Annotated in this window: 29 protein-coding genes and 1 tRNA gene; 11 read left to right on the forward strand and 19 right to left on the reverse strand. The window is 67.6% G+C overall.

Annotated elements, in window-relative coordinates; translation table 11 throughout:
- Nucleotides 1-22: 22 nt before the first annotated feature.
- The 5 genes from FHS00_RS17570 to FHS00_RS03105 all read right to left on the reverse strand — a co-directional run bounded on the left by FHS00_RS17570 (nucleotide 23) and on the right by FHS00_RS03105 (nucleotide 4505).
- Complete coding sequence (locus FHS00_RS17570; protein WP_221188702.1) at nucleotides 23-544, reverse strand: DUF2934 domain-containing protein; 522 nt, start codon at nucleotides 542-544, stop codon at nucleotides 23-25.
- A gap of 170 nt (nucleotides 545-714) precedes the next feature.
- Nucleotides 715-791: transfer RNA gene (locus FHS00_RS03090), tRNA-Arg, on the reverse strand.
- 105 nt (nucleotides 792-896) lie between these two features.
- A complete protein-coding gene (locus tag FHS00_RS03095; RefSeq protein WP_183469819.1) occupies nucleotides 897-2294 on the reverse strand; it encodes a sensor histidine kinase in 1398 nt (465 codons plus the stop codon).
- A gap of 37 nt (nucleotides 2295-2331) precedes the next feature.
- A complete protein-coding gene (locus FHS00_RS03100; RefSeq protein ID WP_183469821.1) occupies nucleotides 2332-3750 on the reverse strand; it encodes a dihydrolipoyl dehydrogenase family protein in 1419 nt (472 codons plus the stop codon).
- Nucleotides 3747-4505 carry a TVP38/TMEM64 family protein gene (locus FHS00_RS03105; RefSeq protein ID WP_183469823.1) on the reverse strand — a complete coding sequence of 253 codons (759 nt, stop codon included), beginning with the start codon at nucleotides 4503-4505 and terminating at the stop codon, nucleotides 3747-3749. The genes FHS00_RS03100 and FHS00_RS03105 overlap by 4 nt, the downstream gene beginning before the upstream one ends.
- 250 nt (nucleotides 4506-4755) lie before the next feature.
- Between FHS00_RS03105 and rpmH the strand changes: the two genes are divergently transcribed.
- The 9 genes from rpmH to FHS00_RS03150 all read left to right on the forward strand — a co-directional run bounded on the left by rpmH (nucleotide 4756) and on the right by FHS00_RS03150 (nucleotide 12251).
- Entirely contained in the window at nucleotides 4756-4890 is a 135-nt protein-coding gene (rpmH, locus tag FHS00_RS03110; RefSeq protein WP_017928060.1) for a 50S ribosomal protein L34, read from the forward strand.
- 11 nt (nucleotides 4891-4901) lie between these two features.
- Nucleotides 4902-5303: a ribonuclease P protein component gene (rnpA, locus tag FHS00_RS03115; RefSeq protein ID WP_425486024.1), complete on the forward strand. Its 402-nt coding sequence runs from the start codon at nucleotides 4902-4904 to the stop codon at nucleotides 5301-5303.
- The gene (gene yidD / locus FHS00_RS03120; protein WP_183469825.1) at nucleotides 5300-5521 is read left to right on the forward strand and encodes a membrane protein insertion efficiency factor YidD; all 222 of its coding nucleotides are present in this window, start codon (nucleotides 5300-5302) and stop codon (nucleotides 5519-5521) included. Before rnpA ends, yidD begins: the two co-directional genes overlap by 4 nt.
- Nucleotides 5522-5694: 173 nt before the next feature.
- Nucleotides 5695-6579: a tRNA 2-thiocytidine(32) synthetase TtcA gene (gene ttcA / locus FHS00_RS03125; RefSeq protein WP_183469827.1), complete on the forward strand. Its 885-nt coding sequence runs from the start codon at nucleotides 5695-5697 to the stop codon at nucleotides 6577-6579.
- 84 nt (nucleotides 6580-6663) lie between these two features.
- Entirely contained in the window at nucleotides 6664-8208 is a 1545-nt protein-coding gene (locus FHS00_RS03130) for a putative bifunctional diguanylate cyclase/phosphodiesterase (protein WP_183469829.1), read from the forward strand.
- A gap of 141 nt (nucleotides 8209-8349) precedes the next feature.
- Complete coding sequence (yidC, locus tag FHS00_RS03135; RefSeq protein ID WP_183469831.1) at nucleotides 8350-10185, forward strand: membrane protein insertase YidC; 1836 nt, start codon at nucleotides 8350-8352, stop codon at nucleotides 10183-10185.
- A gap of 11 nt (nucleotides 10186-10196) precedes the next feature.
- Nucleotides 10197-10841 (forward strand): ribosome biogenesis GTP-binding protein YihA/YsxC, encoded by a 645-nt coding sequence (yihA, locus tag FHS00_RS03140; protein ID WP_183470665.1) that lies wholly within the window; start codon nucleotides 10197-10199, stop codon nucleotides 10839-10841.
- A gap of 22 nt (nucleotides 10842-10863) precedes the next feature.
- On the forward strand, nucleotides 10864-11760 hold the full coding sequence (gene argB / locus FHS00_RS03145; protein WP_183469833.1) for an acetylglutamate kinase: 897 nt from the start codon (nucleotides 10864-10866) through the stop codon (nucleotides 11758-11760).
- Complete coding sequence (locus FHS00_RS03150; protein WP_183469835.1) at nucleotides 11757-12251, forward strand: SixA phosphatase family protein; 495 nt, start codon at nucleotides 11757-11759, stop codon at nucleotides 12249-12251. The genes argB and FHS00_RS03150 overlap by 4 nt, the downstream gene beginning before the upstream one ends.
- A 66-nt stretch (nucleotides 12252-12317) precedes the next feature.
- Here FHS00_RS03150 and FHS00_RS03155 read toward each other — a convergent pair whose 3' ends face one another.
- The 8 genes from FHS00_RS03155 to FHS00_RS03190 all read right to left on the reverse strand — a co-directional run bounded on the left by FHS00_RS03155 (nucleotide 12318) and on the right by FHS00_RS03190 (nucleotide 20142).
- On the reverse strand, nucleotides 12318-13118 hold the full coding sequence (locus tag FHS00_RS03155) for an amino acid ABC transporter ATP-binding protein (RefSeq protein ID WP_281372258.1): 801 nt from the start codon (nucleotides 13116-13118) through the stop codon (nucleotides 12318-12320).
- Nucleotides 13119-13128: 10 nt separating this feature from the next.
- Nucleotides 13129-14445, reverse strand: coding sequence for an amino acid ABC transporter permease (locus FHS00_RS03160; protein WP_183469837.1), 1317 nt, complete (start codon nucleotides 14443-14445; stop codon nucleotides 13129-13131).
- 1 nt (nucleotide 14446) lies between these two features.
- Nucleotides 14447-15976, reverse strand: coding sequence for an ABC transporter permease subunit (locus FHS00_RS03165; protein ID WP_183469839.1), 1530 nt, complete (start codon nucleotides 15974-15976; stop codon nucleotides 14447-14449).
- A 133-nt stretch (nucleotides 15977-16109) separates the two neighbouring features.
- Entirely contained in the window at nucleotides 16110-17129 is a 1020-nt protein-coding gene (locus FHS00_RS03170) for an amino acid ABC transporter substrate-binding protein (protein ID WP_183469841.1), read from the reverse strand.
- Between the two features lie 229 nt (nucleotides 17130-17358).
- Nucleotides 17359-18066, reverse strand: a complete 708-nt coding sequence (locus FHS00_RS03175) for an ATP12 family chaperone protein (protein WP_183469843.1) — start codon at nucleotides 18064-18066, stop codon at nucleotides 17359-17361.
- Nucleotides 18063-18737 (reverse strand): HAD-IA family hydrolase, encoded by a 675-nt coding sequence (locus FHS00_RS03180; RefSeq protein ID WP_183469845.1) that lies wholly within the window; start codon nucleotides 18735-18737, stop codon nucleotides 18063-18065. The genes FHS00_RS03175 and FHS00_RS03180 overlap by 4 nt, the downstream gene beginning before the upstream one ends.
- The gene (locus FHS00_RS03185; protein ID WP_183469847.1) at nucleotides 18734-19792 is read right to left on the reverse strand and encodes an RluA family pseudouridine synthase; all 1059 of its coding nucleotides are present in this window, start codon (nucleotides 19790-19792) and stop codon (nucleotides 18734-18736) included. The genes FHS00_RS03180 and FHS00_RS03185 overlap by 4 nt, the downstream gene beginning before the upstream one ends.
- A complete protein-coding gene (locus FHS00_RS03190) occupies nucleotides 19789-20142 on the reverse strand; it encodes a fluoride efflux transporter FluC (RefSeq protein WP_183469849.1) in 354 nt (117 codons plus the stop codon). The genes FHS00_RS03185 and FHS00_RS03190 overlap by 4 nt, the downstream gene beginning before the upstream one ends.
- Before the next feature lie 186 nt (nucleotides 20143-20328).
- Here FHS00_RS03190 and FHS00_RS03195 point away from each other — a divergent pair, with 186 nt between their 5' ends.
- Entirely contained in the window at nucleotides 20329-20625 is a 297-nt protein-coding gene (locus FHS00_RS03195; RefSeq protein WP_183469851.1) for a putative quinol monooxygenase, read from the forward strand.
- 22 nt (nucleotides 20626-20647) lie between these two features.
- On the forward strand, nucleotides 20648-21451 hold the full coding sequence (locus tag FHS00_RS03200) for a sterol desaturase family protein (protein WP_183469853.1): 804 nt from the start codon (nucleotides 20648-20650) through the stop codon (nucleotides 21449-21451).
- Nucleotides 21452-21454: 3 nt separating this feature from the next.
- On the opposite strand, the gene FHS00_RS03205 is transcribed toward FHS00_RS03200, so the two are convergent.
- From FHS00_RS03205 to rpsM, 6 genes are all read right to left on the reverse strand, one after another.
- Entirely contained in the window at nucleotides 21455-22807 is a 1353-nt protein-coding gene (locus tag FHS00_RS03205; protein WP_246391024.1) for a replication-associated recombination protein A, read from the reverse strand.
- A 76-nt stretch (nucleotides 22808-22883) separates the two neighbouring features.
- Nucleotides 22884-23495 (reverse strand): autoinducer binding domain-containing protein, encoded by a 612-nt coding sequence (locus FHS00_RS03210; RefSeq protein WP_183469855.1) that lies wholly within the window; start codon nucleotides 23493-23495, stop codon nucleotides 22884-22886.
- Nucleotides 23496-23639: 144 nt separating this feature from the next.
- A complete protein-coding gene (gene rplQ, locus FHS00_RS03215; RefSeq protein ID WP_183469856.1) occupies nucleotides 23640-24059 on the reverse strand; it encodes a 50S ribosomal protein L17 in 420 nt (139 codons plus the stop codon).
- 114 nt (nucleotides 24060-24173) lie between these two features.
- Nucleotides 24174-25190: a DNA-directed RNA polymerase subunit alpha gene (locus FHS00_RS03220; protein WP_085895441.1), complete on the reverse strand. Its 1017-nt coding sequence runs from the start codon at nucleotides 25188-25190 to the stop codon at nucleotides 24174-24176.
- Between the two features lie 115 nt (nucleotides 25191-25305).
- The gene (rpsK, locus tag FHS00_RS03225; protein ID WP_072780049.1) at nucleotides 25306-25698 is read right to left on the reverse strand and encodes a 30S ribosomal protein S11; all 393 of its coding nucleotides are present in this window, start codon (nucleotides 25696-25698) and stop codon (nucleotides 25306-25308) included.
- A gap of 12 nt (nucleotides 25699-25710) precedes the next feature.
- A complete protein-coding gene (gene rpsM, locus FHS00_RS03230) occupies nucleotides 25711-26079 on the reverse strand; it encodes a 30S ribosomal protein S13 (RefSeq protein WP_183469858.1) in 369 nt (122 codons plus the stop codon).
- Between the last annotated feature and the right edge of the window lie 189 nt (nucleotides 26080-26268).

Raw genomic sequence — 26268 nt, forward strand, 5'->3', positions numbered from 1 at the left:
TTTTCCATTTCGGCTAAATTTCTCAGTCGTCCCGCAGTGCGCCCTTGGCATAGTCCGCGGCGGTTTTCTCCGGTCCGCTGCGGACCGCGCGACGGCTTACCTTCTTTTCGCCGGCCGCCTTGGTGTTGCCACCGGTCTTGGCACCCGCCTTGGCGGGATCATCGATGCTCGCGGCCTTCTTCGGTCGGCCACGCTTGGGCGCGGCGCCGGGCTCGGTCTTCTTGGCGGCGGCCTTGCGGCGGGTGCCGGTGGCCGGGGTGGTGTCGGCGATCTCTTCGCCGGGGCCATCGCCCACGGCACCGCGTGCCTGCTCGACATCCATCTCATCGAGTCCGTCGGCGTTCAGCGGCAGATCGTCGCCGCGTCCCGCGAGCCCCGCCGCCGCGGCCGTACCGGGCGCGACCTCGTTGCCTTCGGCCATCTCGGCATCGATCTGTGCCACCGCTTCGTGCCAGTGATCCTGGTCGCGCCCCTCAGGCGCTCCTTCGCGCTGCCACAGATCATAGGCACGCTGCCGGATCCGCTCTTCCCTGTCATCGGCCATCGGGGTCCTCCCGGTTGAATCCTCGTCTGCCGTTGACCTATCTCGCCTTTTTCGGAATTCGAGGGTCCACCCTGCTGAATCTGCGCAGGTCGGACAAATTGGATCAAACGGCCAAACCGCGCGTGTTCTGTTCAGAACACGCGGTCATACCGGATCTCGATGGGAGGAAGTGGCGGACTGGGGAGGATTCGAACCCCCGACCCCTTGATTCGTAGTCAAGTACTCTATCCAACTGAGCTACCAGTCCGCTGTAGAGTGAGGCCGATCTATCGCTCGTGGCTGACAGGCGCAAGGGCCTTTTCGTAAAAAACCGCAGGCATCGGCCGCAAATCGTCCTGCCGTCACGGCAAGCTTACCGCGTGACGGGATGAGGCGCGCTGCGGGGCAGCATGATCGCGAACTCGGTCCCCTTCTCATCCGAGCGCAGCAGGTCGAGACGACCACCATGGCCACGTACCAGCTCGGCCGCGATGGCGAGACCGAGCCCCGAGCCCCCCTTGGCGACGCCGCCCCGAAAGGCCCGGAACAGGTGCTCGCGTGCCTTGGGCGGCAGGCCCGGACCGGTATCGGCGATGCTGATCCACCAGGCCTCCTCGTCCTCGCGGGCCGATACGGTGACGCGCCCCGCCCGCCCCGTCGCCGCGATTGCCTGGCGTGCGTTGCGCACCAGATTCGACAGCACCCGGTACAGCTGTTCGGCATCGGCGCGCAGCACGAGTCCCGGCGGGATACGCTCCTCGAACTCCACCGATGCATCCTCGCCCGCCGCCAGCCGCTCGGCTTCCAGCACCTCGGCGACCAGCGCCGCCAGCGGCAGCCGGGCGAGCTGCGGCGGCGGCTCTTCGGCGCGTCCAAAGGCCAGCGTCGATTCGCAGAGATTCACCGCCCGGCTGATCGAACCCACCAGCTTGGGTGCCATCCGCTTGACCAGCGGATCCTCCGAGCTGTCGAGCCGGTCGGCGAAGAGTTGCGCCGAGGTGAGGATGTTGCGCAGGTCGTGGCTCACCTTGGCCACGCCCGAGCCAAGCTGCGCCAGCCGGTCCTTCTGGCGCAGCGCGCTGGTGAGCTGGGTTTCCATCGCCTGCAGCGCGGTTTCGGCCTCGCGCAGTTCGAGAAGCTTGGCGCGCGGCGCGATGATGCGGCGCGCATCCTCGGGCGCGTCGGCATAGGAGCGGATCTGCGCCACCACCCGCTTGATCGGCCGCACCAGGAAGGCCTGCACGGCCGCGAAGAGCAGCGCCGCCGTCACCACCGAGATCACCGCCGACAGGAGGAGGATCCGCAGCCCGTAATCGATCATCTCGGCCCTCAGCGGGCCCTGATCCATCGTCACCTCGATCAGCAGGCCGCCCTGCTGCACCGGGTCGCCGATCACCCGGATGATCCGTTCCTGCGGATCGACAAGCGTGCCCAGCGCGTCGCGGATCAGTTCGAGCGGCGAGCCGTCGCGCAGGTCGTAGGTGGCATGGATCGGCTCGGGAATCGGCGAAGACAGCGCGAGCTGGCGCACCTCGTCGCGCCTCAGCACGACGTTGTAGACGCCGGCATTCTCCAACAGCTCGGCCTCCAGCTCGGCATCGAGGCTGTCAGAGGCGAGAAGCGCAAGCGAGGCGATCTGCGCCCTCTCCAGTCGCAGCTGGAGATAATCCTGCCGGAATCGCGCGACCGAGGGCACGAAGATCAGCACCTCGGCCAACATCACGAAAACCGTGGTCAGAATCAGGAAACGACCGGAGAGGGTATTGAGCATCAGGTCCCTATTCGTGCCACCGGGCGGTCGGGAGCCTTCAGGGCACCCAGCGTTGCACGGCCCGGACGGCCATCTTCACCCATTCGTTATCAAACAGGCGGGGGCTGAAATAGTTGCCTGCCGCGCGTTTGTTGATTTCTCCGAAGCTTGGATAGGGCAGCACCGCCCCCGCGATCTTCGACAGCTTCTGGCCGCTGGCGATGGCGATGGCCCAGGTACCGATCAGGTCGTCGGCCCGTTCGCCGAGTATCGTCGCCCCCACCGGACGCCCCTTCATTACCATCAGCTTGAGCATGCCTTCGGTGCGCCGCTCGGCGATCGCGCGGTCGTTCTCTTCATAGCTCTGCCGGATCACCTCGAGCGCGTCGCCATGGCGGTCGCGGGCCTCTGCCTCGGTCAGCCCGACCTGCGCGAGACCGGGATCGGTATAGGTGGCCCATGGGATATGCGCCGTCTTGGCCTTGGCGGGCAGGCCGAACAGCAGGGCACGGATGACGACGCCCGCGTGGTAGCCGGCGACATGGGTGAACATCAGCCCGCCCGCCGCATCGCCCACCGCGTAGACCTTGCGATTCGTCTCGGAGCGCAGCCCCTCCCCGACGGCGATCCCCTTCGGTCCATGTTTCACGTGTGCCACGTCGAGGCCGAGCCCCTCGGTCACGACCTCGCGGCCCACCGCGAGCAGCAGGTGGCTGCCCTCGAAGACGCCCTTCTCGGTGTCGACCCGGATTGCGCCGGGGCGGCCAGAAACGGCGGTGACCTTGGCCTCTTCCTCGATGCGGATACCTTCGTCGCGCAGCATGGCCAGAAGCCGGCCCGCCAGTTCCGGGTCATCCTTGCCCAGCGCCTTCGCACCCTCGATCACGGTGACCTCGCAGCCGAGCCGACGATGCGCCTGGGCCATCTCGATACCGATCGGCCCGCCGCCGATGATCAGCAGGTGCTCGGGCCGCTCGCGCAGATCGAAGATCGACTCGTTGGTCAGGTAGGGGGTGTCCGCAATCCCGTCGATCGGCGGCACCAAGGGCCGTGATCCGGTGGCCAGCACGAAACGACGCGCCCGGATCGCGGTGTCACCCGCCTGCACCTCGTCGGGCGACGTGAAACGCGCATGCTCGCGGATCACCGTGACGCCGAACCCCTCGTACCGCTCCTGCGAGTCGACCGGGGCGATGGTGGCGATGGTGCGCGCGACGTGGTCCTTCACCGCCGCGAAATCGATCTCGGGCGTCGCAGGCGTGATGCCCATCTCCGCCCCCACCGTCATCGCGTGGGCCTGCTTGGCCGCGGCCAGCATCGCCTTGGAAGGAACGCAGCCGCTGTTGAGACAGTCACCGCCCATCTCGGCGCGCTCGACCAGCACCACCCGCGCGCCCATCTGCGCTGCGCCCGCGGCAACGGACAGCCCTCCGGATCCCGCGCCGATGACGCAGAGGTCGCAGTCGATTCGTTTCATGCAAGGCCCTTTCGGCCGGTCACGGCCTTGATGACGAGCGGCAATGCCGACAGGGCGGCGAGGCCCAGCAGCGGCAGCAATACCTGCGGCTCGAAGATGATGCCGAGATCGGGGGTCTCGCCGGCGGCAAATACCGCACCCAGACCCGCGCCCACGGAGGTGAAGACGAGCGCGCCGGGCGCGATGCCGAGCAGCGTGGTGACGAGAAACGGCACGAGCCGCACGCCGACCAGCGCCGGCAGCAGGTTGGCCATGAAGAACGGCACCACCGGCAGCAGCCGCAGCAGGAACAGCATCGACCACTGATTCTCCTGAATCCCGTCCCTGATCTTCTTCAGCCGCCCCTCGGAGGTATCCATGCCCCGTGACAGCCGCTGACCGAGTCCCGCCCGTGCGGCAAGAAAGATCAGCACCGCGCCGGTGGTGGCCCCGAGCACGTTGTAGAACACGCCCGGAAACGTGCCGAACAGGAACCCGCCGGTCAGCGTCGCCACGGTGGCGCCGGGCAGCGAGAAGGCGACGATCACCACATAGAGGCCGACGAAGACCATCGCCGCGAGCGGATAGTTGGAATCGCGCCAGGCGATGAGCGCGTCGCGGTTGTCGCGCAAGGTTTCGAAGCTGAGCACGTCGCGCAGCAGGAACGCCCCGCCCAGCGCCACGATCGCGATCAGGGCGATCGGCGCGTATCGGGCCCATCCTTGTCGGGCTTCGCTTTTCGGAGCCTCGGTACTCGTGGCTGGCTTGACGGTCATGCTCTCATCCTCTTGGCGGCTGCAAGAGAGTTGCACCGTGCGTCAGCCGCGCCCAGCCCCCTCGCGGGCTGTTGATTCAGAAGGAGGAGTTGTAACATCTCCAGCGCGACCGAGGCGGGACGCGGGTTTTGCGCCGCCCCGCGTTGACAGATCCCCGCCGCGTCTCTATGGCACGGGCTTCGAATGATGGCAGGCCCCGAATCCGGCATGGACGGCGGACGGCGCGGCCCCTTGAGACGGAGAAAGCGCAATGAAACGCACGTTCCAACCCTCGAACCGTGTGCGCAAGTCGCGTCACGGCTTCCGCGCCCGCATGGCCACCAAGGCCGGCCGGAAGATCATCAACGCCCGCCGCGCGCAGGGCCGCAAGGTGCTGAGCGCCTGATCACCCAAGTGGTGACGGAGCAGAAGACCCCCGTGGTCGGCAGCGATGCCGCCGCGCCGGGGTCTTTTGGCGTTGGTGTCGACAAGATCCGCAAGCGCCCCGACTTCCTGCGCGCCGCGCGCGCGCTGCGGCAGGGCACGACCGGCTTTCATCTGCAGGCCAACCCGCGCGGCGACGGTGCGGGGCCGACACGCGTGGGCTTCACCTGCTCCAAGAAGGTCGGCAACGCCGTGGCCCGCAACCGGGCCAAGCGCCGACTGCGCGAAGTTGCGCGCCGGGTCCTGCCGGAGAAGGGTCGTCCCGGCTGGGATTACGTGCTGATCGGCCGGGCCGAGGTCACGGCAAGCCATGATTTCGAGCAGATGTGCCGCGACCTCGAATGGGCGCTGGGCCGCGTCCACGCCCAGGCATGACGCCGCTGGCGCGGCTCATCGCCCTGCCTGTGCGCGCCTACCGGCTCACCTTCTCGCCGATGGTCGGCCATGGTTGCCGCTTCCACCCCACCTGCTCGGCCTATGCGCTCGAAGCGCTGGAGCGGCATGGCGGGCTCAGGGGCGGCTGGCTGACACTCCGGCGACTTGCGCGCTGCCACCCCTGGGGCGGCAGCGGTATCGACAACGTGCCGGACTGATCGCCGCCAGAAACTGACGATTCCGCAGCCGCGTCGTGGGTCATCGGTCCTGACGGCCCTCGACATAGGGCACCCCGCCATCAGCGGAAAATGCCCCGCCCCTCGCGCCTCGGCGCCCTTTCCTCGCAGGCGGCCCCATGGCATATCGCCGCCGATCCACAGGAGCCCCGATCATGCTCGACGACGCCCAGGACGACAGCCACGACGACATCCACCCGCTCTTCGCCGGCGCGCCCAAGACGACGGAGTTCCGCAAGCTGCGCAAGCGGATCATCCGCGACACCCGCGAGGCGATCGAGAAATACGGCATGGTCGAGCGCGGCGCGCGCTGGCTGGTCTGCCTCTCGGGCGGCAAAGACAGCTACACGCTGCTCGCCGCGCTGACCGAGCTGCAATGGCGCGGGCTGCTGCCGGTGGAAATCCTCGCCTGCAACCTCGACCAGGGCCAGCCGGGCTTTCCGGCAACCGTGCTGCCCGAGTTTCTCGAGCGGATGGGCGTGCCGCACCGGATCGAGTATCAGGACACCTATTCCATCGTCATGGACAAGGTCCCGCAGGGGCGCACCATGTGCGCGCTCTGCTCGCGGCTGCGCCGCGCCAATCTCTACCGCGTCGCGCGCGAGGAGGGTTGCTCGGCCGTGGTGCTGGGCCATCACCGCGACGACATGCTCGAGACCTTCTTTCTCAACCTGTTCCACGGCGGCAAGATCGCGACCATGCCGCCCAAGTTGCTCAATGACGAGGGCGACCTGCTCCTCTACCGGCCGCTGGCCCACGTCGCCGAGGCCGATTGCGAGAAATTCGCGAGCGCGATGAACTACCCGATCATTCCCTGCGATCTGTGCGGCAGCCAAGACGGGCTGCAGCGCCAGCAGATCAAGCGGATGCTCGACGAATGGGAAAGCCGGTCGCCGGGGCGTCGCCAGAAGATGTTCACCGCGCTGAGTCAGGTCCGGCCGAGCCACATGCTCGACCCGGCGCTGTTCGACTTTGCCGGGCTGGCACCGCCCGTCGCGCCGGATGAGGGCAATTCGAACGATTTGCCCGACGCCCGTTAACACCGCGCTCAGACCGCTTTTCTAGCCTGCGCCCCTGTCAGGCCGGTGCCTCGATGCCCGGCCCCCCGCAGGATGGATGCAGCGATGCGCGGTTTGGTTCTCGAGTTTGCCCGGCAGAGGCGCCGCCCCGATCGGGCGGGAATCGACCGGCTCGCCCGGGTGCTCGGGCTGGCGCTGGCGCCGCTCTTGCTGCTCGGCGCGCTGGTGGCCGGTGAGGGATTGGGCACCGCCCTCGTCGTGGCGGCCTTGCCGCTCAGCGTGGCGACGGCGCTCGGGCGGCCGATCCTGAAACACGACATCCGCCGCGATTCGCTCACCGGGCTCGAGGATCGCGCCGCGCTGATCCGCCGCCTCGACCGCATGTTGCGCGCACCCGAAACGGCACGCCGCGCGGTCGCCGCCATGGCGGTCGAGATCGACGGCTTCAAGCATCTCGAGCAGCGGCATGGCCGCCCGGCGGTCGAGCGGGTGCTGCGCCGGATCGGCGACCGGTTGCAGGATGGCCTGCGCAGCGATGACGGCTTGGCCCGCCTCGACGGACCCAGCTTCGGCATAGCGCTCTCCTCGAGCCGCCGTTTCGACCTCGAATCCGCGATCCAGCTCGGGCAGCGCCTGCAGCAGGCGGTTGCCGACCCGATCGAGATCGAGGGCGGACAGGTCCATGCCAGCATCTCGATCGGCTTTGCGCTGGCACAGCGGCTGGAGCAGCCGGGCGGTGCCGAGCTATTGCAGGCCGCGACGCTGGCCCTGATCGAGGCGCAGCGCGGCGGCACCGCCTCGATCCGCAGCTATTCCGAGGCGATGCGCCACCGGATCAGCGTCCGCAACGGTCTGTCGGACGAGATTGCCGGGGCGCTCGACCGGGGCGATATCTGTGCCCATTTCCAGCCGCAGATCTCGCTTGGCGATGGCGGCATCAGCGGCATGGAGGCGCTGGCGCGCTGGCATCACCCCGATCGCGGGCTGATTCCCCCGGCCGAGTTCCTGCCCGTGGCCGAGCAGGCCGGGCTGATGAGCCGGCTGGGCGAGGTGATGGTCCAGGACGGGCTCAACGCCCTGCGCCTGTGGGACGCCGCCGGACTCAAGGTGCCGCAGGTCGGCGTCAACTTCTCCCAGGTCGAGCTGGCCGACCCCCGGCTGGTCGACCGCCTCGCGTGGGAGCTGGACCGCTTTGACCTGCAGCCGGACCGCTTGGTGATCGAGGTGCTCGAGACCGTGGTGGCGCACCGGCTGGAGGACGTGGTGGTGCGCAACCTTTCGGGACTGTCGCGCCTCGGCTGCCGCCTCGACCTCGACGATTTCGGCACCGGCCACGCCGCAATCACCTCGATCCGCCGCTTCTCGATCCAGCGGCTCAAGATCGACCGCTCCTTCGTCTCAAGGCTCGACTGCGATCCGGAACAGCGCAAGATGGTCGCGGCGATCCTCACCATGGCCGAACGGCTCGGCCTCGAAACCCTGGCCGAAGGGGTCGAGACCCGCGGCGAGCGCGACGCGCTGCGCATGCTCGGCTGCAGCCATGCCCAGGGCTTCGGCGTCGCCCGGCCGATGCCACGGGCCGAGACCGAAGCCTGGATCCGCGCTGCGCAGGCCAAACCCGCCCCGCTTTCGTCGCGTCGCGCGATCTGATCCGGGACCGTTGCAACCCCTGTTCCGACAGGCGATACGCTCGCCGACCGCCCCGCCACCCAAGGCGAAAGAGCTTGACCTTCCGACCCTCGCCCTGTTGAACCGCCACTGACCTTTTCCGGCGATCGAGGGCGGTGTTTCATGGACGATCAGAACAAGAACCTGATCCTGGCGACGGTGCTCAGCCTAGTGGTGATCCTGGGCTGGTTCCTGATCTTCCCGCCCGAGGAGCAGGCGCCCTCGCCCGAGATCGACGAGGTGTCGACCGCACCGACCGAGAATCTCGGCCCCGGCACCGCGAGCGACGCCGTCCCCGGCAGCGCCCTCGAACAGGCCGCCCCGGTGGCGCAGGAGGCGCCGCGCGTCACCATCGAAACGCCGGAGCTGGCCGGTTCGCTGTCGCTGCGCGGCGGTCGAATCGATGACCTGTCGCTGGTCGACTACAACGAGACGCTCGACCCGCAGAGCCCGCTGGTGCGGCTGCTCTCGCCCGTGGGCACCGACACGCCCTATTACGCCGTCTGGGGCTGGGCCCCGGTTGGCGCCGCCGCCGGCCCCCTACCCGGCCCGGACACCGTCTGGACGCTCGAGAGCGGCGAGACGCTGACCCCCGAGAACCCCGTCACCCTGTCCTGGGACAACGGCGAGGGCCTGATCTTCCGCCGCACCGTCTCGGTCGATAACAAGTTCATGTTCGACGTCGAGCAGACCGTCGAGAACACCACCGACGCGGCTGTCACGCTCGCCCCCTATGGCTTCGTGGCGCGGCATGGCGAGCCCGACACCCAAGGCTTCTTCATCCTGCACGAGGGCGTCGTGCGGATGAGCGACGGCACGCTCGAGGAAATCGACTACGACGACATGCCCGATCTCGAGCCCGACGCCCGTGGCGCCGGCCGGGTCGACGTGGCCGAGGTCGCCGGCAATGGCTGGACCGGCTTCACCGACAAGTACTGGATGACGACGCTGATCCCCGAGCCGGGCACGCCCTTCCGCTCGGTGGTGCGCTACTCCGACAACTCCGAGATCTACCAGACCGACGCGGTCCTGCCGGCGATCGAGGTTGCGCCCGGCGCCACTGCCACCTCCGGCACCCAGCTCTTCGCCGGCGCCAAGGAATGGGAGGCGATCCGTTCCTACCAGAACGAGGGCGGCATCGACGGCTTCGTCGACAGCATCGACTGGGGCTGGTTCTTCTTCCTGACCAAGCCGATCTTCATGCTGCTGCACTTCCTCAACGGGGTGATCGGCAACATGGGCTGGGCGATCGTGGCGCTGACCGTGATTCTCAAGGCGATCGTGTTCCCGCTGGCCTACCGCTCCTACGTCTCGATGGCGCGGATGAAGGAGCTGCAGCCGGAGATGGAGAAGCTCAAGGAGCAGGCCGGCGACGACCGTCAGAAGATGCAGCAGGGCATGATGAAGCTCTACAAGGAGAACAAGGTGAACCCGGCTTCGGGCTGCCTGCCGATCCTGCTTCAGATCCCGATCTTCTTCTCGCTCTACAAGGTGATCTTCGTCACCATCGAGCTGCGTCACGCCGAATGGTTCGGCTGGATCCGCGACCTCTCGGCGCCGGACCCGTCCTCGATCCTCAACCTGTTCGGCCTGCTGCCCTTCGACGCCCCCGATCCGACCAGCTTCCTCGCGATCATCTCGCTCGGCATCCTGCCGATCCTGCTGGGCATCTCGATGTGGCTGCAGCAGAAGCTGAACCCGGCCCCCGCCGACCCGACCCAGAAGATGGTCTTCGCCTGGATGCCCTGGGTGTTCATGTTCATGCTCGGCAACTTCGCCAGCGGCCTGGTGCTGTACTGGATCACCAACAACACCATCACCTTCATCCAGCAATACGCGATCATGCGTAGCCACGGTGCCAAGCCGGACGTGTTCGGCAACATCAAGTCCGGCTTCAAGCGCAAGCCCAAGACCGCCGAGGCGAAGCCCGCCAACGCCAACGGAAAGCCGCGCAAGTGAGCGGCCCCCGCATGGTGTTTCCGGAGGCTGCCCCGCCCGAGCCCGATGCGGCCGAGGCGGGGCGTCTCCTCTTCGCGGGCGAGGTAGAGTTCCTCAAGGGCGTGGTGGCGATGTCCGGCCTGCCCCCGGCCGACCGGGCCGAGGTCTGCTTCGCCGGCCGCTCCAACGTGGGCAAGTCGTCGCTGATCAACGCGCTGACGGGCCGCAAGGCGCTGGCGCGCGCGTCCAACACGCCCGGCCGGACCCAGGAGATCAACTTCTTCACCGCCGCCGACAGCCATTACGTCGTCGACCTGCCGGGCTACGGCTTTGCCAACGCGCCCGTGGCCGTGGTCGAGAAGTGGCAGCGCCTGCTCAAGCAGTACCTCTCGGGCCGCCCGACGCTGCGCCGCGCCTTCGTGCTGATCGACGCGCGCCATGGCGCCAAGAAGGTCGACGAAGAGATCATGAGCCTGCTCGACCGCTCGGCGGTGCCGTTCCAGGCGGTGATGACCAAGATCGACAAGGTCAACAAGACCGAGCTGGAGCGCAGCCTCGCGGTGACCCGCGAAACGCTGGCCCGCCACCCCGCTGCCTATCCGGAACTGGTCTTGACCAGCTCCGAGAAGGGGGATGGGATCGAAACGCTCCGTGCGATCATCGCGGGGCTGTCCTGACGCAAGGAACCGGGGGCCTCTGATGAGGACGCAGAAGATGGATCGAGACTGGATCGCCACCGCTAAGACGCTCTCCGAGGCCCTGCCCTACCTGCAGCGCTATTCCGGCGCGATCGTGGTGGTGAAGTTCGGCGGCAACGCGATGGGCGACGCCGACGCCATGGCCGAGTTCGCCCGTGACATCGTGCTGATGCGGCAGGTCGGTGTGAACCCGGTCGTCGTGCATGGCGGCGGCCCGATGATCAACGAGATGCTGGCCAAGCTCGGCATCGAATCCTCCTTCGTGCGCGGCAAGCGGGTCACCGACCAGGCCACGGTCGAAGTGGTCGAGATGGTGCTGACCGGCCTCGTGAACAAGCGCATCGTGCAGGCGATCATGGATGAGGGCGGCCGCGCCGTCGGTCTCTCCGGCAAGGATGACGACCTGATGGTTGCCGTGGCCGACGATCCGGAGCTGGGCTTCGTGGGCCGCCCCGTGGAGATGAACGTGCAGGTCCTGCGCGACATGTTCGCCGCCGGGATCATCCCCGTCGTGGCACCGGTGGCCACCGGCATGGACCCGAACGAGACCTTCAACGTCAATGGCGACACCGCCGCCGGCGCCATCGCCGGCGCCCTCAAGGCCGACCGGCTGCTGCTGCTCACCGACGTGTCGGGCGTCAAGGACGCCTCCGGCGAGGTCGTCACCCAGCTCTCGCCCGAGCAGGTGCGCCAGATGACCGCCGACAGCACCATTGCGGGCGGCATGATCCCCAAGACCGAGACGGCGCTGATGGCGCTGGAACAGGGCGTGCGCGCTGTGGTGATCCTCGACGGGCGGCTGCCCAACGCCTCGCTGCTGGAGCTCTTCACCGAGCACGGCGCCGGCTCCATCATCCGCTCGAGCGAAAGCCGGATGAAGCCGCGCAACGAGGCATGAGCCTCGAGCTCATCCTGATCCGGCACGCCAAGTCGGACTGGGCCGATCCCGGCCAGCCCGACCATGCCCGCCCCCTCGCCCCTCGCGGACGCCGGGACGCGCCGCGCATGGCCGGATGGCTGGCGCAGGGCGGCCATGTGCCCGAGCTGGTGCTGTGCTCGGACGCCGCACGCACCCGCGAAACGCTGGCGCTGATGCTGCCGGAATGGCCCGCGGCGCCGCGCGTGCTGCACGAGCCCATGCTCTACAACGCGCCGCCGCGGCAGCTGCTGGCGACGCTGGGCAGGCAGTCGGCGCGCCGCGTCGCCATCATCGCCCACAACCCCGGCATCGGCCGGCTCGCCGCCGATCTGGCCGAGACGGCCCCGGCGCATCCGCGATTTCAGGACTACCCGACCTGCGCGGTCACCGTGCTGAACTTCGACGTCGATGACTGGTCCGCGATCCGCAGGGGCCGGGTCGCGGCCTTCGCCATTCCCGCCGATCTGTGAAACGAGAAAGGGGGCCGCTGTCGCGGCCCCCTTTCCCTTTGACGGTCGTCGAAGCCGTCTCGTCGCTCAGTGACCGAGGATCTGGCTGAGGAACAGCTTGGTCCGGTCGGATTTCGGCGCCTTGAAGAAGGCCTCCGGCTCGTTCTGCTCGACGATCTGGCCCTGGTCCATGAAGATCACCCGGTTGGCGACCTGCCGCGCGAAGCCCATCTCATGGGTCACGCAGAGCATGGTCATCCCCTCCTCGGCGAGCTCGATCATGGTGTCGAGCACTTCCTTGATCATCTCCGGGTCGAGCGCCGAGGTCGGCTCGTCGAAGAGCATGATGCGCGGCTTCATGCACAGCGAGCGGGCGATCGCCACGCGCTGCTGCTGGCCGCCGGAGAGCTGGCCCGGGTACTTGTGCGCTTGGTCGGGGATCTTCACCTTTTCCAGGAAATGCATCGCGATCTCCTCGGCCTCGCGCTTGGGCGTCTTGCGGACCCAGATCGGCGCGAGGGTGCAGTTCTCGAGGATGGTCAGATGCGGGAAGAGGTTGAAGTGCTGGAAGCACATCCCGACCTCGGAGCGGATCTTGTCGATGTTCTTGAGATCCGAGGTCAGCTCGATCCCGTCGACGACGATCTTGCCCGACTGGTGCTCTTCGAGCCGGTTGATGCAGCGGATCAGGGTCGACTTGCCCGAGCCCGAAGGCCCGCAGATCACGATCCGCTCGCCGCGATAGACGGTGAGGTCGATGTCGCGCAGCACGTGGAACGAGCCGTACCACTTGTTCATCTGCGAGATCTCGATCGCCACCTCGTCGGAGACCTGCATGTGGCTGCGATCGATGGTGCGTTCGGCGGTGGTGTTGGCGAGGTCCGTCATGGCAACCTCCTCAGTTGTGGCCGCGCTGGAGCTTTTTCTCCAGGTACAGCGAATAGCGGGACATGCTGAAGCAGCAGATGAAGAACAGCAGACCGATGAAGACGAAGAGCTCCCAGTAGATGCCGTTCCACTCGGTCGAGGCGCGGATCGCGTTCGACAGGCCGATCGGGTCGAGCAGGCCGATGAACACCACCAGCGTCGTGTCCTTGAACAGGCCGATGAAGGTGTTGACGATGCCCGGGATCGAGATCTTGAGCGCCTGCGGCAGGATGATCAGCCGCATCGACTGCCAGTAGGAGAGGCCGAGGCTGTCGGCGCCCTCGTACTGGCCCTTGGGCAGCGCCGCGAGGCCGCCACGGACCACCTCGGCGATGTAGGCCGCCGCGAACAGCGTCACCATGATGATGACCCGCAGCATCAGGTCGAAATTGGTGCCCGGCGGCAGGAAGTAGTTCAGCAGCAAGGAGGCGGTGAACAGCCAGACGATCAGCGGCACGCCGCGGATGATCTCGATGAAGCCGACCGAGATCTTGTTGATGATGAACAGGTCCGACTGCCGTCCCAGCGCCAGCAGGATACCCAGCGGCAGCGACAGGATGATCCCGGCGATGCCGATGATGAAGGACAGCATGAAGCCGCCGAAATCCTGGCTCGAGACGTATTCCATCCGGAACGGGATCACCTGCTCCAGCTCCCGCGCCAGCGGGCCGGCGGTGTAGAGCCAGTAGACGATCGGCAACGCCACCGCGACGATTGAGGCGACGAGCGTGCCCGCCATCGGCGCCAGCGCCCGCCAGGCCGCCCAACCTAGCACGAAGCCGAGGCCGATCGAGATCGGGAACCACGCCGTACCGCCCCAGAGCAGCCAGAACATCACGAAGGGCGAGACCGCCGTGAAGAGCAGCGCCCCGCGCGGCACGCGCGGGAACAGCACCGGCGCGATGGCGACGAGGAAGATAACCAGCGACAGCACCGGCCGCCAGTAGAGCTCACGCGGGTAGAAGCCGAACAGCAGCTGCTGCCAGCGATCAGTCAGCACCGCCCAGCAGGCGGCCGAGGTTCCCTCGGGCAGGGTTGCGTCGCGGATCGCCCGGCATTCGGTGAGCGACGAGGCGTTCCAGATGCCCCGGAAGACCCAAGGCATGGTGTGCGACAGCGCCCACCAGATCACGTAGAGCGAGATCAGCGTGGTGATGATGTTGAACCAGCCCGAGAACAGGTTCTCGCGCATCCAGAGGATCACGCCGCGGTTGCCCACGGGGGGCTCGGCCTGCGGGATCATGGTCTCGCGCACGAAGGGGACGGTCTGGGAATGCGTATCCGACATCTCAGCGCTCCTTCAGCTTCACGCGGGAATTGTAGAGGTTCATGGCGCTCGAGATGATCAGGCTGGTGACCAGGTAGAACAGCCCCAGCAACAGCATCCCCTCCAGCTCCTTGCCGGTCTGGTTGATGGTGATACCGCCCAGTGTCGAGCGCACGTCCATGTAGCCCACCGCGATCGCCAGCGACGAGTTCTTGGTGAGGTTGAGATATTGCGAGATCATCGGCGGGATGATGACACGCAGCGCCTGCGGCAGGATCACGAGGCGCATGGTGCGCGAGGGCTTGATGCCCAGCGCGAACGCCGCCTCGGTCTGGCCCTTGGAGACCGACAGGATGCCGCCGCGCACGTTCTCGGCGATGAAGGCGCCGGTGTAGAGCGACAGCGCCAGCCACAGCGCGATCAGCGAGTTCCGGAGCTGCAGCCCGCCCTCGAAGTTGAAGCCGCCCAGCACGGGGCGCTCGAACTCGACCGGCATGCCGCGCCGGATCGTGTCGGACAGCGCCACGGCGCCGGCGGGCACGGTGGCAATATCGACCGAGGCCGGCAGCGACAGGATGTTGCAGTTGCCCGCCTCGAGCGCGGTGAGCGCGCCCGCCGCATCCTCGACGGCGACGTAGTTGAAGCGGATCTCCTGGCTGCGCATCAGCCGGCGCAGGTTCAGGGACTCGGTCGAGAACGGCACCGCGCAGGCGTTGATCGTCTGCTGGCTGGCCGCATAGTCGGCGAGCGTCATGCCCTCGGTCGCGCCGGTGGCCAGAACGGGCTGGGTCACCCGGCCCGAGGTCATACCCAGCGCCAGAAAGGCGACGGCGGTGGGGACGATCAGCAGGCCCAGCGTGCCCCAGCCGATCGGCAGGATGCGCCCGGTCTGCTCCTGCGTGCGATGCGCGTAGCGCCGCCAGAAGAAGATCGCGACCAGCGAGACGAGGAACACCGCGAGCAGGATGCCCGCGCCCGCGCCCCAGAACGGGGCCGGGATGAACACGCCGCGATTGGTGATGGCGATGGTGTCACCGAGGATCATCGAGGCATCGCCACCCTCGCGGAAATCGCGCGGCTGCGGCGTCGCCTCGGTCATCAGAGCGAAGATCAGCAGGATCCACAGCAGGACGGGGATGTTGCGGAAACCCTCGACATAGATGGCCATCAGCTTGGCGACGAGCCAGTTCTTGGACAGGCGCAGCACACCGGCGAGGACGCCGACGATGGTGGCGAGCACGCAGCCCAGCACCGCGATCAGCAGCGTGTTGAGGATGCCGACCAGAGCGGCGCGGCCATGCGTCGAGGTGCTGTCGTATTCGATCAGTCGCTGGTTGATGTCGTAACCCGCACGCTGGCCGAGGAAGCCGAAGTCGAAATCCTTGCCCAGCGCGGACAGGTTGGTGATCGTGTTCGATACCAGCCAGCTCAGCCCAAGCATCAGCGCGATGAAGGCGATCACCTGAATCGTCAGGGAGCGGTAGCGGGTATCGTAAATAAGCTGGCTCGGGCGGAACCCGGCCTTCGGAGGAGCGTCCGAGGTCGTTGTCATCTGGTGGTCCCCGTTGATCCCGTCGACAGTTGCGCGCCGGTTGCTCCGACTGCGCCCGTCCGGCGGGAAGGATGGCGCCTCGCGCCGTGTCCGTGATTGGTGGGGAGGGGCGTGACCGCCCCTCCCGATGTGCTTAGCGGAACGGCGGCGCGTAGATCAGGCCACCATTGGTCCACTGCGCGTTCAGGCCGCGCGCCAGACCGATCGGGGTGTTCTCGCCGATGTTCTTCTCGAAGATCTCGCCGTAGTTGCCGCCGGCGGCGATCGCGTTCTTGGCCCAGTCGTTCTCGAGGCCGATCATCCCGCCGAGTTCGCCCTCGGTGCCGAGCAGGCGGTTCACCTCGGGGTTGGTACCCGGGGCCGAGGCCAGCTCGTTCACATTGGCGGAGGTCACGCCGTATTCCTCGGCGGCGATCAGCGCGTTGAGCGTCCAGCGCACGATGTCGGCCCATTCGTTGTCGCCATGGCGCACGAGCGGACCGAGCGGCTCCTTGGAGATGATCTCGGGCAGGATCACGTGATCGCCCGGGTTCTCGAAGGTGGCGCGGGTCGCGGCGAGGCCCGACGCGTCGGTGGTGTAGGCGTCGCAGGCACCGGCCAGATACTGCTGCTGGCCTTCGGCGTTGGTCTCGACCGGGACGGGCTCGTAGCTGATGTTGTTGTTGCGGAAGAAGTCCGCGAGGTTCAGCTCGGTGGTGGTGCCGGTCTGGATGCAGATCGTGGCGCCGTCGAGATCCTTGGCCGAGGACACGCCCAGCGCGGTCGGCACGATGAAGCCTTGGCCGTCATAGTAGTTCACGCCGACGAAATCGAACTTGAGATCGGTGTCGCGCGAGAAGGTCCAGGTGGTGTTCCGCGCGAGCATGTCGATCTCGCCCGAGGCCAGCGCGGTGAAGCGGGTCTGACCGGTGGTGGGCACGAAGTTGACGGCCATCGGGTCGCCCAGCACGGCGGCGGCCACGGCGCGGCAGACGGCGACGTCGAAACCTTCCCAGACGCCGTTGGCGTCAGGCGCGCCGAAGCCGGCCAGGCCGGTGACCACGCCGCAGTTCAGCTCGCCACGCTCCTTGACATCGTCGAGCGTCGCGGCTTGCGCCGCTCCGGCGGCCAGACCAGCGGTGGTCAGGGCGCCGAAGAGTACGGATTTCTTCATGAATAACCTCTTCCTGTGTCGCGGCCCCTCTTGGCGGGGGCGGCAATCTGGTGCTCCGGTGTCGCGGAGCCCGATGGGTCGAAGGGACCATGCCGGCCCCGACCGCGCCAGTTGGGCAATGATTTGCCATCGGGTCAAGGGCTGCGCCCCGTCACGTCACGGCGCGGACGCCGGGTAAAGCGGCGCCGCTGCCGAAAAACCGGGCGCTTTGCCGGGTCGCGATTCGCGCTCAGTGCAGCAGTTTCCAAAACCGCGCGGCGTCGAGGAAGGCGGCGCGTTTGACCTGGGCCATCGCCTCGGCCTCCTCGTCCTCGCCCCATTGCTCGATCTGCCACTCCTCGTCGATCCGGGACAGCCGCCAGGCCTCTTCCGGATCGAGCCGATCGGCGATCACCGCCAGCGCCAGAACCAGCGAGCCGGACAGCGCTACGAGGTCGTGGAACGCGGCGAGCGCGAAAGGCTCCATCTCCCGCACCGGCGCGGCCAGCCGTTCCAGCGCCGCGGCGTCCTGCGTCACCGGCATGATGCCGGCGGTGGGCCGGAGCCGGGCGCCATGCGCCGTCTCGGCCCAGTCGAGCAGCGGATCCCATTCGGCGGCCTGCCGGGCGACCAGCTCCGCCGGGGTCTCGGCGCGGTAGCACAGCATGTCCGAGCCGCCATAGGAAGCGAGCATCTCGGCTACCTCCTCGCGCTGCAGCGCCAGCTTGTCGATCGCCGAGTTGGCGGTACGGGTGGCGGGCATTGCGCGCGGGTCAATCCGCTCTTCCTGCGCATCCCACTCGGCCGCGACCGCCTCGGCCAGCGCCTGCGAAGGCAGCAGCAGCGCCGCCTTGGCCGGGGTGCGGACCGGGCGGCCATCGAGCAGCACCTGCCAGCCGCCATCGGCCTGGGTGGCGCTGGCCTGCTTCCAGAAGCGCTTGGCCTTCCATTCGCTCATCGGGTCGTCTCCGTCAGATCGTCGAGCGCGGGACGAAGCCCGGCCCAGTCGTGGATGATGCGGTCGGCGCCCAGCCCCGCCGCCGGTTGATAGCCCCAAGCGACACCGATCGAGGCCACGCCGGCGGCGCGTGCCATCTCGACGTCGAACTGGGTGTCGCCGATCATTACCGCCCGCCGCGGCGCCACGCCGGTCTCGTCCAGCGCCGCATGGACCATGGCCGGGTGCGGCTTGGAGGGGTGATCGTCGGCGGTCTGCCGGCTGTGGAACACCCCTTCGAGGCCATGCGCCTCGATCAGCCGGTCGAGCCCGCGCCGCGACTTGCCCGTGGCGACCGCCAGGAGCGTGCAGGGCTCCGCCGCTAGCCCTTCCAGTGCCGCGCGGGCGCCGGGATAGAAGGGGCTGCTCTCGGGGCCGTGCTTCTGCCGCAGATCGGCATAGGCGGTGCAGTAGACGGCGATCATGCGCGCGCGGCTGTCCGGCCCCTGCTCGCCCGCGAGGCGCAGGAAGGTCTCGGGCAGCGACAGCCCCACCCCCGACAGCACCCGCTCGCGCGAGGGCATGGCGAGGCCCTCCGAGGCGAAGGCTTCGGCCATCGCCGCGAGGATGTCGCGCTGGCTGTCGACGAGCGTGCCGTCGACATCGAAGATCACCAGCCGCAGTTCGCTCATCCGTCGAGTTCGTCCGGATCGAACGGGTCCATCGGCGCGTCGCGCGTGTCCCAGCCGAAGAAGTCCCAGGTCCGCTCCATGTGCTCGGGCAAGGGTGCCACGATCTGCAGGATCGCCTTGGTCACGGGGTGCTCGATCTTGAGCGAGCGAGCGTGCAGGTGCAGCTTGCGGTCGATCTCCGCGCCCAAACCAGCGCCCCAGCCATCGCCGAGATTTTCCTGGCTCGAGCCGCCATACTTGCCGTCGCCCACCACCGGGTGGCCGATCTCGGCCATGTGGGCGCGCAGCTGGTGGGTGCGGCCCGTCACCGGGACGAGCGCCATCCACGACACGCGCTGTCCCAGCGCGCTGAGCGTCGCGAAATCGGTCACGGCGCGCTTGGCGCCCGGGGTCTTGTCGACCTCGGCGGGGTGGATGCACTGCATCTTCTCGCCCTCGCCGCCCTTGCCATGCCCCATCGCCTTCACGAGGCCGTACTTGATCGTGCCGGCACGCGGCTGCGGCACGCCGGCGACGGCAGCCCAGTAGATCTTGCGCGTCTCGCGGTGCTTGAGGTTCTCGGTCAGCCCCTTGGCGGCGGTGCGGGTGCGCGCCAGCAGCAGCACGCCGGAGGTATCCTTGTCGAGCCGGTGCACGAGGCGCGGCTTGTCCTCGAAGCCATCGCGCAGCGCTTCCGCGAGCCCGTCGACATGTTTCGCCACGCCCGAACCGCCCTGCGTGGGCAGGCCCGCGGGCTTGTTGATCGCGATGATATGGTCGTCGCGGTAGATCACGCAGCCGCGGATCATCTCCGCGTCCTTCTTGGAGATCTGGCTGCGATCGACCGGCCGGCTCTCGACCTCATGCGCTTCGGGGATCGGCGGCACGCGCACGCTCTGGCCGACCTCGAGCCGGGTGGCGGGCTTCACGCGGCCGCCATCGACCCGAAGCTCGCCCTTGCGGCACATTTTCTCGATCCGGGTCTGGACGAGATGCGGAAAGCGCCGCTTGAGCCAGCGGTCGAGCCGCTGGTCGCCCTCGTCCGCACCCACGGTGATGGTCTGCACGCCGCTCATGCGAGGCTCCTTGCGATCCACAGGCCCGCCGCGCAGGCCGCAATTGAGAAGATGACCGATCCCGCCACATAGGCCAGCGCTGCCCCGGCCCGTCCCGCCTCGACAAGCCGCAGCGCATCAAGCGAGAAGGCCGAAAAGGTGGTGAAGCCGCCCAGCAGCCCGGTGATCAGGAGCGGCGCGAGTTGCGACGCGCGCCCCTCCAGCAGCACCCAGAGCGCACCGATGGCGAGGCTTCCGGCGATGTTCACCGCGACGGTGCCCATCGGGAAGACCACGGCCTGCCCGACGAGAAAGCGCAGGCTCGCGCCCCCGGCGCCGCCAAGGGCCACCAATGCAAGGGATGTCATCATCCGCGCGGTGTCGTTGGGCAGGCCCCACTTGTCAAGCGTCGGCCCTTTCTACCCGGAATGCGCGGCCTGCCCGGACCCGGTGACGCGAGGTCTGTGGGGCGGGCGCCCCTGCTCCGCCGGGGCCGTGCTAGTATCGGCGGGCCTGCCCCGTGCCGGGGCGAATCGGCCTTGCAAAGGATCGGGACCATGGGACTGCTCGTCGAATACAGCCTTGCCGAGGGCCAGTCCGAGGCCCAGACCGCGGCGCTGCAGGATCTCGTCTCCGGCCTGAAGGCCGAAGGCGTGGAGGGCTTCAGCTACACCGGCTATGCCACCGAGGATCCGACCCGCTTCATCGGCGTGCTCGAGTTCGAGGACGATGCCGGGAAGCAGCGCTTCCTCGACAGCCGGGCCTTTGCCGCCTATCGCGACGGCGCGCGGCCGCGCTTTACCGCGCCGCCGAAGACCACGCCGATCTCCCGCGTCGCCTCGACGCTGGACTGAACGGCCCGGAGTCTCCCGACAGATGGACGAGATGCTCCTTGCCCGCGAACCGGTGATCCGGCTCGCCGCCTTTCTCGGTGTACTCGCGGCGATGGCGCTGTGGGAACTTCTCGCGCCGCGACGCCGCCGCGAGATCCCGCGCCTGCTGCGCTGGTCCAACAACCTCGCGCTGGTGGCGCTCGACGCGGTAGCGCTGCGGATCGCCTTTCCGATCGTGGCGGTGGGCCTCGCGGTCCTGGCAGAGGAGCATGGCTGGGGCCTGTTCAACGCGTTCGGCACCCCCGGCTGGATCGCGGTGCCGCTGTCGGTCGTGGTGCTCGATTTCGCGATCTATCTCCAGCACGTGCTGTTCCACGCGGTGCCTGCGCTGTGGCGATTGCACCGGATGCATCATGCCGACCTGGAATTCGACGTGACGACCGGGGTGCGGTTTCATCCGATCGAGATCCTGTTGTCGATGGGGCTGAAGCTGGGGCTGGTCGCGGCGCTCGGCCCGCCGGCCATCGCGGTGCTGATCTTCGAGGTACTGCTGAACGCCAGCTCGATGTTCAACCATTCGAACATCCACATCCCCGCCCGCGTGGACCGGCTGCTGCGCTGGATCGTGGTGACGCCGGACATGCACCGGGTGCATCATTCGGTTCTGCCCGAGGAGGCCAACAGCAATTACGGCTTCAACCTGCCCTGGTGGGACCGGCTGCTCGGCACCTACCGCGCGCAGCCCAAGAGCGGGCATCTCGGGATGACATTGGGCATCGACCGGTTCCGCACGCGGCGCGACCTCTGGGTCGACCGGATGCTGCTGCAGCCATGGCGCCGTCGCTGAGGCTCAGCGCCCCTCGCCCCGGCGGCGTTTCTCGCGCAGCCCGGAGAAGAACTCGACCCGCTTCCTGAGTTCTCGCTCATGCCCGCGATCGACCGGCGTGTAATAGACCGGGCGCTTCATCGTCTCGGGGAAGTAGTTCTGGCCGGAGAAGGCATCCTCGGCGTCGTGGTCGTAATCATATCCCTTGCCGTAGCCCTTTTCCTTCATCAGCCGGGTCGGCGCGTTGAGGATATGCTTGGGCGGCGGCTCCGAGCCGGTCTTGCGGGCCTCGGCCATGGCCGCCTTGAAGGCGGCGTAGCCCGCGTTGGATTTCGGCGCGAGCGCTAGATAGACGACCGCCTGCCCCAGAGCCAACTCGCCCTCGGGGGAGCCCAGCCGCTCGTAGGTCTCCCAGGCATGCAGGCAGACCGTCTGCGCCTGCGGATCGGCGAGACCGATATCCTCGACCGCCATGCGGGTGATGCGCCGGGCAAGGTAGCGCGGATCCTCGCCCCCGGTCAGCATCCGCGCCAGCCAGTACAGCGCGGCGTCGGGGTCGGAGCCCCGCACCGATTTGTGCAGCGCCGATATCAGGTTGTAGTGCTCGTCGCCGGACTTGTCGTATTTCGCGGCGCGCTTCATCAGGCGCGCGGTCAGGGCCTCCACCCCGAGCCGCGTGTCGGTCTTCCAGGCCGCGACCTGCTCGATCAGATTGAGTAGAGCGCGCCCGTCGCCATCGGCCATGCCGAGCAGCGCTTCGCGCGCCGCCCCGTCGAGCGGCAGGGCCCGGCCCAACTCCTTTTCGGCGCGCTGGGCGAGACGCTCCAGATCCGCGAGATCGAGCCGCTCCAGCACCAGCACCTGCGCCCGGCTCAGGAGAGCGGCGTTCAGCTCGAAGGAGGGGTTCTCGGTGGTGGCGCCCACCAGCAGGATCGTCCCGTCCTCCATATGCGGCAGGAAGCCGTCCTGTTGCGCTTTGTTGAAACGGTGGATCTCGTCGACGAAGAGGAGCGTCGCACGCCCCTGCCCGCGCCTGAGCTTCGCCGCTTCGAACACCTTCTTGAGATCCGCGACGCCGGTGAAGATCGCGCTGACCTGCACGAAGGCGAGATCGGTCGCATCGGCGAGCAGCCGCGCGATGGTGGTCTTGCCGACGCCGGGCGGCCCCCACAGGATCAGCGATGACAGCGAGCCGGCGGCAAGCATCGCGCCGAGCGGCGCCTCGGGCCCCAACACCTGCTCCTGGCCGATGACCTCGCCCAGCGTCTTGGGCCGCAGCCGATCCGCGAGCGGTCGATGCCCGGCCGGTTCGGGCGCGGACTTGGCGGGCGGAGGCGCCGGGTCAAGACCGGGCAAGTTGTCGAACAGATCGGCCATGCCCCAAATCTAGTGCGCCTGTGGATAACTGCCAAGGGATTTGGTATCGCGGCCGAAATCTTGTGTCAGGTCGCGGTCAGATCAGCCGCGCGTCCCTCGCCCGCTGCACCGCTTCGGTGGTGGTGCGCGCAAGCAGCGCGGCACGGGCCGATGACAGGCGCGCCTTGAACGCGCTCTCGGAAATCCCGAGCTTCGCGGCCGCGGCGGCGTGGCGGTCGCCCGCGGCGACGCAGCGCAATGCCTCGGCCTGTGCCTTGGTCAGGCGGCCGGGCGGCTCAGTCAGCTCGTGCAGGCGAGCGAGAATGTGCTCGATCTCGGCCATCTCCGCATCGGTGAACTCTCGATCCGCGCGGCAGGCCGAGGCGATGGAGCGCGACATCATCGGGCCGCAGGACACCGCCACGCCATAGACCATGCCGAACCGGCGGGCCTGACCGAAGATGTCGAACGGATCGGGCAGCTCGATCTCGCTCCAACGGCAGGCACCGGTGGTACTGAAGCCCCAGGCGATCACCGGGTCGCGCAGCGCATAGGCCTCTTCGGTGTAGCGCCGGACCCAAGCCTCCGGAAAGCTCTGATGGCTGATCAGCGGCAGGGCGAAGCGGATATGCAGGGCAAAGAAGGCCCCACCCGGCGCGCGTGCTTCGAGGTCCTGGATATGGCTGTCGATATCGACTTTCGGAGACATGCCGGTCCTTGGTCTGCTGGCTCCCTACCGGGATAGCCCCTCAGACGTCGTGTGCCAAAGCTCTAACGTATTGACGCAGCGACCATAACCAAAAACGCCCCACCCTTTCGGGTGGGGCGCTATGCCTTGGTACTGGAGAGCCTATCACTCCGCAGCGGCGTCCTCGGCCTCGAGTCGGGCGCGGTCGGCGGCGCCCTTGGCGTCGACGTCGCGGTCGACGAACTCGATGATCGCCATCGGCGCCATGTCACCATAGCGGAAGCCGGCCTTCAGCACGCGGACATAGCCGCCCTGACGGTCGGCGTAGCGCGGCCCGAGGATGTCGAACAGCTTGGCAACGTAGGCGTCCTGCTTGAGCTGGGCCGCGGCCTGACGGCGGGCATGCAGGTCGCCGCGCTTGCCGAGAGTCACGAGCTTCTCGATCACGCGGCGCAGGTCTTTCGCCTTGGGCAGCGTGGTCTTGATCTGCTCGTGCTCGATCAGCGAGCCGGCGAGGTTCGCGAACATCGCCTTGCGGTGCTCGTGGGTACGGTTCAGGCGGCGGTAGCCACTTCCATGACGCATTGGGTGTCTCCTATAGCGTTTTGCTTTGTCCGGCAGCCGATGCGTGTCGGCCACTCTCCTTGGGGCAGGATGCCCGGGTCGTGTCGGGGGCGGTCACCCGCCCCCGAAGATCGATCAGAACTGGTCTTCGAACTTCTTGGCCAGGTCTTCGATGTTGTCCGGCGGCCAGTCCTCGACGTCCATGCCGAGATGCAGGCCCATGCCCGAAAGCACTTCCTTGATCTCGTTGAGCGACTTGCGGCCGAAGTTCGGGGTGCGGAGCATCTCGGCTTCGGTCTTCTGGATCAGGTCGCCGATATAGACGATGTTGTCGTTCTTCAGGCAGTTCGCCGAACGCACCGACAGCTCGAGCTCGTCGACCTTCTTCAACAGCAGCGGGTTGAACTCGAGACCATCGTCGAGCGCGCCGGCCGAAGCCGATTCCGGTTCGTCGAAGTTCACGAAGATCGACAGCTGGTCCTGCAGGATGCGCGCGGCATAGGCCACGGCGTCGTCCGGGGTCAGCGAACCGTCGGTCTCGACCTTCATGGTCAGCTTGTCATAGTCGAGCACCTGACCCTCACGGGTCGGCTGCACGTCGTAGGACACCTTCTTGACCGGCGAGTAGATCGCGTCGATGGCGATCATGCCGATCGGCGCGTCCTCGGGCTTGTTGCGGTCGGCCGCGACATAGCCCTTACCGGTGTTGACGGTCAGCTCCATGTAGAGGTTGGCGCCATCGTCGAGGTGGCAGATCACGTGATCCTTGTTGAGGATCTCGATGCCCGCGCTCTCGGAGATGTCACCGGCGGTGACGACGCCGGGGCCGGTCGCCTGGACGGAAAGCCGCTTCGGGCCCTCGACTTCCATGCGGATCGCGACGCCCTTGAGGTTCAGCACCACGTCGGTCACGTCTTCACGGACGCCCGAGATCGAGGAGAACTCGTGCAGCACGTTGTCGATCTGGACGGAGGTGATGGCCGCACCCTGGAGCGACGACATCAGCACGCGGCGCAGCGCGTTGCCCAGCGTCAGGCCGAAGCCGCGCTCGAGCGGCTCGGCGACCACGGTGGCCTGCCGCGCCGGATCGTTGCCCGGCTTGACGTCGAGCTGCGTCGGCTTGATCAGCTCGGCCCAATTCTTGTGGATCATGCGTCCCTCCATTCCTGTCCGTGCTCCATGGTCCCGAAGAGCCGGACGCCCGAGGTTTCAAAATGACGGTTCGGGGCCGCGCAGACAGGCGCGGCCCCGAACAGGTAGTGCTGGCTCAGACGCGGCGGCGCTTCGGCGGGCGGCAGCCGTTATGGGCGATCGGCGTCACGTCGCGGATCGACGTGATGTTGAAGCCGACGGCGGCCAAGGCGCGCAGCGCGCTCTCGCGGCCCGAACCGGGGCCCTGCACTTCGACTTCCAGCGTCTTCACGCCGTGTTCCTGCGCCTTGCGGCCCGCGTCTTCGGCGGCGAGCTGGGCAGCGTAGGGGGTCGACTTGCGCGAGCCCTTGAAGCCCATGGTGCCGGCGGACGACCAGGAGATCGCGTTGCCCTGCACGTCCGAGATCAGGATCTTGGTGTTGTTGAACGAGCTGTTCACATGCGCCACGCCTGCGGCGATGTTCTTGGAGACCTTCTTCTTGCCTCCGCGACGGGTATCACGTGCCATGGATGCGTCCCCTTATTTCTTCTTGCCGGCAATGGCCTTCGCGGGGCCTTTGCGGGTGCGAGCGTTGGTGTGGGTACGCTGGCCGCGGACCGGCAGGTTGCGACGGTGGCGCAGGCCACGGTAGCAGCCGAGATCCATCAGGCGCTTGATGTTCATCGTGGTCTCGCGACGCAGGTCGCCTTCCACGGTGAGGTTGGCGTCGATGTGCTCGCGGATCGCCAGGACCTCGGCGTCGGAGAGATCGTTGACCCGACGGGTCACGTCGATGCCGACGGCTTCGCAGATCTGGCGGGCGGTGCTGTCACCGATACCGGTGATGTAGGTGAGGGCGATCGGAACCCGCTTCGCGGTCGGGATGTTCACGCCGGCAATACGTGCCACGTTTAGCGTCCTTTCGTTGCGGCTCCGTGATGCCGGAGCCTTTTTTCACAACTGAGGCCCGGAAGATCCGGGCCGCATCCTGCGAGGTGATCCGCGCGGGCAGCGGGAGCGACCCGTGTGCGCGCGCGAAATGATTCCCTTTCGGGATGGGGCTGTCTATGGGCGGATCGGCGGAGGGTCAAGCCCCCC

The organism is Limimaricola variabilis, from assembly GCF_014195545.1.
GTDB lineage: Bacteria > Pseudomonadota > Alphaproteobacteria > Rhodobacterales > Rhodobacteraceae > Limimaricola > Limimaricola variabilis.

What these genes read in the sequence shown, in the direction of transcription:
- FHS00_RS03190 (WP_183469849.1), bottom strand. Translation starts at nt 20,142, where the DNA reads ATGATGACATCCCTTGCATTGGTGGCCCTTGGCGGCGCCGGGGGCGCG.
- FHS00_RS03185 (WP_183469847.1), bottom strand. Translation starts at nt 19,792, where the DNA reads ATGAGCGGCGTGCAGACCATCACCGTGGGTGCGGACGAGGGCGACCAG.
- FHS00_RS03105 (WP_183469823.1), bottom strand. Translation starts at nt 4,505, where the DNA reads ATGACCGTCAAGCCAGCCACGAGTACCGAGGCTCCGAAAAGCGAAGCC.
- FHS00_RS03205 (WP_246391024.1), bottom strand. Translation starts at nt 22,807, where the DNA reads ATGGCCGATCTGTTCGACAACTTGCCCGGTCTTGACCCGGCGCCTCCG.
- FHS00_RS03160 (WP_183469837.1), bottom strand. Translation starts at nt 14,445, where the DNA reads ATGTCGGATACGCATTCCCAGACCGTCCCCTTCGTGCGCGAGACCATG.
- FHS00_RS03175 (WP_183469843.1), bottom strand. Translation starts at nt 18,066, where the DNA reads ATGAGCGAATGGAAGGCCAAGCGCTTCTGGAAGCAGGCCAGCGCCACC.
- FHS00_RS03180 (WP_183469845.1), bottom strand. Translation starts at nt 18,737, where the DNA reads ATGAGCGAACTGCGGCTGGTGATCTTCGATGTCGACGGCACGCTCGTC.
- yidD (WP_183469825.1), top strand. Translation starts at nt 5,300, where the DNA reads ATGACGCCGCTGGCGCGGCTCATCGCCCTGCCTGTGCGCGCCTACCGG.
- FHS00_RS03200 (WP_183469853.1), top strand. Translation starts at nt 20,648, where the DNA reads ATGGACGAGATGCTCCTTGCCCGCGAACCGGTGATCCGGCTCGCCGCC.
- rplQ (WP_183469856.1), bottom strand. Translation starts at nt 24,059, where the DNA reads ATGCGTCATGGAAGTGGCTACCGCCGCCTGAACCGTACCCACGAGCAC.
- rpmH (WP_017928060.1), top strand. Translation starts at nt 4,756, where the DNA reads ATGAAACGCACGTTCCAACCCTCGAACCGTGTGCGCAAGTCGCGTCAC.
- FHS00_RS03100 (WP_183469821.1), bottom strand. Translation starts at nt 3,750, where the DNA reads ATGAAACGAATCGACTGCGACCTCTGCGTCATCGGCGCGGGATCCGGA.
- FHS00_RS03170 (WP_183469841.1), bottom strand. Translation starts at nt 17,129, where the DNA reads ATGAAGAAATCCGTACTCTTCGGCGCCCTGACCACCGCTGGTCTGGCC.
- yidC (WP_183469831.1), top strand. Translation starts at nt 8,350, where the DNA reads ATGGACGATCAGAACAAGAACCTGATCCTGGCGACGGTGCTCAGCCTA.
- argB (WP_183469833.1), top strand. Translation starts at nt 10,864, where the DNA reads ATGAGGACGCAGAAGATGGATCGAGACTGGATCGCCACCGCTAAGACG.
- FHS00_RS03095 (WP_183469819.1), bottom strand. Translation starts at nt 2,294, where the DNA reads ATGCTCAATACCCTCTCCGGTCGTTTCCTGATTCTGACCACGGTTTTC.
- FHS00_RS03130 (WP_183469829.1), top strand. Translation starts at nt 6,664, where the DNA reads ATGCGCGGTTTGGTTCTCGAGTTTGCCCGGCAGAGGCGCCGCCCCGAT.
- FHS00_RS03150 (WP_183469835.1), top strand. Translation starts at nt 11,757, where the DNA reads ATGAGCCTCGAGCTCATCCTGATCCGGCACGCCAAGTCGGACTGGGCC.
- FHS00_RS03220 (WP_085895441.1), bottom strand. Translation starts at nt 25,190, where the DNA reads ATGATCCACAAGAATTGGGCCGAGCTGATCAAGCCGACGCAGCTCGAC.
- FHS00_RS17570 (WP_221188702.1), bottom strand. Translation starts at nt 544, where the DNA reads ATGGCCGATGACAGGGAAGAGCGGATCCGGCAGCGTGCCTATGATCTG.
- FHS00_RS03155 (WP_281372258.1), bottom strand. Translation starts at nt 13,118, where the DNA reads ATGACGGACCTCGCCAACACCACCGCCGAACGCACCATCGATCGCAGC.
- ttcA (WP_183469827.1), top strand. Translation starts at nt 5,695, where the DNA reads ATGCTCGACGACGCCCAGGACGACAGCCACGACGACATCCACCCGCTC.
- rpsK (WP_072780049.1), bottom strand. Translation starts at nt 25,698, where the DNA reads ATGGCACGTGATACCCGTCGCGGAGGCAAGAAGAAGGTCTCCAAGAAC.
- FHS00_RS03210 (WP_183469855.1), bottom strand. Translation starts at nt 23,495, where the DNA reads ATGTCTCCGAAAGTCGATATCGACAGCCATATCCAGGACCTCGAAGCA.
- yihA (WP_183470665.1), top strand. Translation starts at nt 10,197, where the DNA reads ATGGTGTTTCCGGAGGCTGCCCCGCCCGAGCCCGATGCGGCCGAGGCG.
- FHS00_RS03195 (WP_183469851.1), top strand. Translation starts at nt 20,329, where the DNA reads ATGGGACTGCTCGTCGAATACAGCCTTGCCGAGGGCCAGTCCGAGGCC.
- FHS00_RS03165 (WP_183469839.1), bottom strand. Translation starts at nt 15,976, where the DNA reads ATGACAACGACCTCGGACGCTCCTCCGAAGGCCGGGTTCCGCCCGAGC.